The organism is Flavobacterium sp., from assembly GCF_031381455.1.
In the GTDB taxonomy this organism is placed as follows: Bacteria; Bacteroidota; Bacteroidia; order Flavobacteriales; family Flavobacteriaceae; genus Flavobacterium.
In genome coordinates this window covers 1-5,377 of sequence record NZ_JANMXZ010000022.1, presented here as the reverse complement: position 1 = coordinate 5,377, position 5,377 = coordinate 1, and the positions used below count along the sequence as shown (strand labels likewise).

The following is a 5,377-nucleotide window of genomic DNA, read 5'->3' as shown; positions in this document are numbered from 1 at the left end:
GTCATTCGGGCTTACCGAAAACTTGGAATTGATTTGCAAAAGGAAGTGCATGAAGACATGGTGAAAAATTTTTCTCTTTATCCAAACATCAAAAAATGGGGATTGCATTCGACCGACACCAACATTGACCACAGACGAGTTCCTAACTTAGAAGTTTTCTTCGGCAGAAAAGGAGAAAAATTATCCGTTACAGATGATGCAAATGATTATAAAACGGGCGAATTAATTACTTGGATGATTGCCAATAAATATCCTCACATCGGAATTATCACTAACAAAAAATCACCAGACGGAAAGCGACTGATGATTGTTCATAATGTTGGCGGCGGACAAGTTTTAGAAGACTGTCTATTCGATTGGAAAATAGTCGGACATTTTAAATATACTAATTGATTAGTTGTTTAACCTCATCAAAATTCAATCCGCCATAATTTCCTGAACTCATTAAAAGCAATGCCGAATTATTCAAATCGTAATTAAAAAGGAAGTCTTTAAACTCCACCGGATTAGTATAAATAATCAAATCATTGCGTTTGAAAGATTGTGCAATTTGGTCATAACTCACTTCTTCCAGTTGCTTAATCTTCACCGCATCGGGCGAATAAAAAACCAGGGCAACATCTGCAGCATCGAGAGCGCCTTCGTATTCTTTTAAGAATTCAGCATTCAAACTACTGTAAGTGTGAAGTTCCAAACAAGCTACTAATTTTCGGTTTGGATATTGTGCTTTTACAGCTTTGGTCGTTGCCGAAACTTTACTTGGTGAATGCGCGAAATCTTTGTAAGCGACTTTGCCTTTGCCTTCGGCTATTTTTTCCAAACGTTTAGAAGCACCTTTAAAACTGGCAATAGCTTCGTAGAAATCGGCTTCATCAACGCCCATGTTTTGGCAAATCCATTTGGCACCAGACAGATTGTTGAGATTGTGTGCACCAAAAACTTCAATTGGCATTGGTCCTTCTGGTGTGTCTAATAAAGTGGTTCCGTCTTCAACAGAATAACTTGGCGTTGTATAAGGTAACCTTCTGATGGTATTAGTCGTTTCTTCGGCTACTTTTTTTACGGTTTCGTCTTCTTCGTTGTAGACTAAAATTCCGCCTTTGGTTATTTGGTTAACAAAGATTTCAAATTGCTCCACATAATTCTCAAACGTTGGAAATACATTAATATGATCCCAAGCAATCCCCGAAAGTAAAGCGATATTAGGTTGGTACAAATGAAATTTTGGTCTTCTGTCTATTGGAGATGATAAATATTCGTCGCCTTCTAAAACAATAAAATCATTTTCATGCGTCAAATGAACCATGGTTTCAAAACCTTCCAATTGCGCGCCAACCATATAATCAACTTCGATATTGTGATAATGCATCACATGCAAAATCATGGAAGTAATGGTTGTTTTTCCATGTGAACCGCCAATGACAACTCGGGTTTTATTTTTAGATTGTTCATGTAAAAACTCGGGATACGAATAAATTTTCAATCCTAATTCCTGTGCTTTCAACAATTCAGGATTGTCTGCTTTGGCGTGCATTCCGAGGATAATGGCTTCGATATCGGAAGTTATTTTTTCAGGAAACCAGCCAAATTCTGTTGGTAATAATCCTTTTTTTTCTAATCTTGATTTGGAAGGTTCAAATATGGCATCATCGCTTCCGGTAACTTGATATCCTTTATTGTGTAATGCTAAGGCAAGATTGTGCATAGCTGCGCCTCCAATGGCTATGAAATGTGTACGCATGTTTTATGATTTGATTTTTTCTTGGTATGCTTGTAGAACTCGTAATGCTTTTTCGGGTTGATGTAATTTATCTCTATATAATTCGGCTAAGCGATGATAGGAGTTTTTAGAGCCACCAACTTCAATAGCTTTTATGTAATTTTTTTCTGCACTTATATATCTTTTAAAATATTCATCGATATGTGCCTTGGAAAGATATCCATCGACGGGTGAGAGTTTAAATAATTCATTCGAATAGCGTTGTGCTTTTCTTTCGCTACCACCAGCAAAAGCTGGTAACTGAAGATAATATTCTATCATAGCCCATCGTGCTTGAATATGATTTGGATTAAGAACTAATGCTTTTTCAAATGCGCCTTTCATGGCGCCAATCAGTCTGATAGCCACCCATTTTCCACCTGTTTGCGCTTTCATTCCTAATGCTCCACCGTACTTGAAATAATAATCTGCTTCATTGGGTTTTAGAGTTTTTAGTTTTTCATAATAAAAAGCCGCTTTATCCCAATCTTTTAAATTACTGGCAATATCACCCAAATACTCTATCGTTTTTAATTGATTTGGATTTTCTTTAAAAATGCTTTCGAAAATAGGTTTTGCCTCAGTATATTTTTCTTGATTAAATAACTTTTCTGCTTTCTCAAAATTTGTTTGAGAAAAGAGCATCATGGGTAAAAAAAGTAAAAATGTGACAGAAACTTTCATAAAACAAATGTAAGCTATTAATACCTATTTCTTGAAATACAATTTGTTAAGATTGAGCGAAATTTTAAGGTTTTATTTATTCCAATTTTATCCATGAAAGGTTCATTTCCTTCGTTGAAATGCACTGTTGCAAAATTCACATATTATTGAAAAACAGATGCTTATAAACAACTTGTTGAAAAATATTTAAAAAAAATGCACTTTATCGATTTTTAAAGTAGTGTGTCCGAAAAATTATTGGCTACTCAAAAGGTAGTATAAATTTGTATTATCATTAATAGTTAAAATTTCATCGCCCAATGAAGAAAAACTACTTATCACAGAAAACCGAATTTCTACTAGAATTATTTTTGAAACAAAAATATATCCTACTTCTAGCTACGCTCACTCTTTTCCCAGGAAATTTTACAGGAGTCTATGCACAAGGCACAACTTGTGCGACTGCGACTTCAATAACCATTGGTGGTTGTAGAACTAATGACAATGTTGGTGACATTGCTCAAGACATACCCAATATTGGTGGCAGCTGTGCCGCAACATTTAACCGAGAGGCTTGGTACACTTTTACAGTAACTGGTGGTCCTTTGACTGTAACCATAGCCGCAATATCGACGAACAGAAATTTATATTTACAATTAATTTCATCTACAAGTGCTTGTGCAGGATTAGCCCAAATCGCTTGTGCTAATTCCTTTGGAGGTAATAGTGCACAAACAGAAACAATAAATACCACACTAAACAATGGAATTTATTATGTTAAAGTTGTAAACGTCGGGAGTGATGGCAATATGTTCTTAACCAGTTTGTGTGTAACTATTGACAATGATATTTGTGCCGGAGCAACAACCTTAACATCAAACACATCTTGTACAACTACTACGGGTTCTACAATTGGCGCTACAGATAATAATGAGACAGGTGATTGTACAAACGGTACTGAAAATGCAGTCTGGTATCAATTTACTGCTGTATCAACTAGTCATGTAGTAACCGTAGATGGCATTTCAGGTTTTGACGCTGTAATTGGTGCTTTAACTACCTGTGGAACAACCACAAGACCGACTGGTGGAAATTGTGTGCAAAATCTTGTTGACGGCGGAATAGAAACATTGACACTCAATGGCTTAACCATTGGACAAACCTATAAAATTCAAGTGCATGACAATAATGGAGACCTAACTGCAAATGCCTTTACCATTTGTGTAACCCATGTCGCACCTACCATAACAAGTTTCACTCCTACAACTGCCTGTGCCGGAGAAAATGTTGTCATTACAGGGACTAATTTTACAGGAGCCACTGCAGTTGGTTTTAATGGTAGTGCCGCTGCCTCATTTGTAGTAAATAGTGCAACTCAAATTACAGCCGTTGTCCCTTCGGGAGTATCCACCGGAAAAATTACGGTTACTGTGCCGGGTGGTACAGCCACCAGCGCAGGTAATTTTACACCTACAGCATTAAATACAGCAGGTGCAGCATCTTCAACACCGACATTGTGTATCAATACTGGTTTGGTTTCATCTATTACACATTCTACTACAGGAGCAACAGGAATTGGCACGGCAACAGGCTTACCATCGGGAGTAACAGCTAATTGGGCATCAAATACGATTACTATTAGCGGAACCCCAACAGCTTCTGGAACTTTTAACTACTCTATTACTTTAACGGGAGGTTGTGGTAGCGTAAATGCTACTGGAACGATAACCGTAACTGCAGCGAATACAGCTGGAGCAGCTTCTTCTATACCAACACTCTGTATAGATACCGCTTTAGTTTCCTCTATTACACATACTACTACAGGAGCAACCGGAATTGGCACGGCAACAGGTTTACCATCGGGAGTAACAGCTAATTGGGCATCAAATACGATTACTATTAGCGGAACACCAACAGCTTCTGGAACTTTTAACTACTCTATTCCTTTAACGGGAGGTTGTGGAAGCGTAAATGCTACTGGAACAATAACCGTAACTGCAGCGGATACAGTTGGAGCAGCTTCTTCCACGCCAACACTTTGTATAAATACCGCTTTAGTTTCTTCTATTACACATACTACTACAGGAGCAACTGGAATTGGTTCGCCGACAGGTTTACCAGCAGGTGTATCAGCAGCATGGGCCTCAAATACGATTACTATTAGCGGAACCCCAACAGCTTCTGGAACTTTTAACTACTCTATTCCTTTAACGGGAGGTTGCGGAAGCGTAAATGCTACTGGAACAATAACCGTAACTGCACTTCCGGTTGTTTCATCTCCAGCTAGCGTATGTATTGGAAATACAGCTCAATTAACGCCAAATTCAGGAGGAACCTGGACTAGCAGTGATAACGCTTTGGCAACTATTGATAATACTGGTCTTGTGACTGGTGTGGCTGTTGGAAGCCCAACTTTTACTTATACCGATTCAACTACGAATTGCAGTATAACAACCAATGCGGTAAATGTTTTGGCATTACCGGCAATAAGTTTACAACCACTTGCCACACAAACTATTTGTTCAGGAAGTTCGGTTAGCTTTTCAGTAAATGCTACTGGCGCAGGACTGACCTACCAATGGTATAATGGTGCTACTGCTTTAAGTAATGTTGGTTCAATTTCGGGTGCAACAAGCTCTACTCTAACTATAAATCCGGTTACTATAGGCGATGCATCAGCAAATTATAATTGTGTTGTAAGCGGAACTTGTTCCCCTGCAGCAACTTCGGCTAATGCTGAGTTGATAGTAATTGAAAAAGTTACCATAACTTCTCAGCCTGTTGCTACACAAACTATATGTACCGGTAATACTGCATCATTTTTTGTTACTGCTACTGGTTCCGGCATTTCTTTTCAGTGGTACAAAGGTGCAACTGCTTTAACTGATGGTGGAGCTATTTCGGGTGCGACATCATCAACTTTAACAATAAGCCCAATCGTGACTGGCGATGCAG

Annotated in this window: 4 protein-coding genes; 2 read left to right on the top strand and 2 right to left on the bottom strand. The window is 38.2% G+C overall.

The window, feature by feature from the left end:
- On the top strand, window positions 1–393 hold a 393-nt coding region (locus RMN97_RS06255), incomplete at its 5' end, for a DUF1287 domain-containing protein (protein WP_309613663.1).
- On the opposite strand, the gene murC is transcribed toward RMN97_RS06255, so the two are convergent.
- A complete protein-coding gene (gene murC, locus RMN97_RS06250) occupies window positions 386–1,741 on the bottom strand; it encodes a Mur ligase family protein (RefSeq protein ID WP_309613662.1) in 1,356 nt (451 codons plus the stop codon). The genes RMN97_RS06255 and murC overlap by 8 nt on opposite strands.
- 3 nt (window positions 1,742–1,744) lie before the next feature.
- The gene (locus RMN97_RS06245) at window positions 1,745–2,443 is read right to left on the bottom strand and encodes a hypothetical protein (protein ID WP_309613661.1); all 699 of its coding nucleotides are present in this window, start codon (window positions 2,441–2,443) and stop codon (window positions 1,745–1,747) included.
- 299 nt (window positions 2,444–2,742) lie between these two features.
- Between RMN97_RS06245 and RMN97_RS06240 the strand changes: the two genes are divergently transcribed.
- Window positions 2,743–5,377, top strand: a 2,635-nt coding sequence (locus RMN97_RS06240; protein ID WP_309613660.1) for an Ig-like domain-containing protein, incomplete at its 3' end; no start/stop codon positions are given.

Bases quoted from the DNA above. Each gene is read 5' to 3' on its own strand.
- murC (WP_309613662.1), bottom strand. From the start codon at position 1,741: ATGCGTACACATTTCATAGCCATTGGAGGCGCAGCTATGCACAATCTT.
- RMN97_RS06245 (WP_309613661.1), bottom strand. From the start codon at position 2,443: ATGAAAGTTTCTGTCACATTTTTACTTTTTTTACCCATGATGCTCTTT.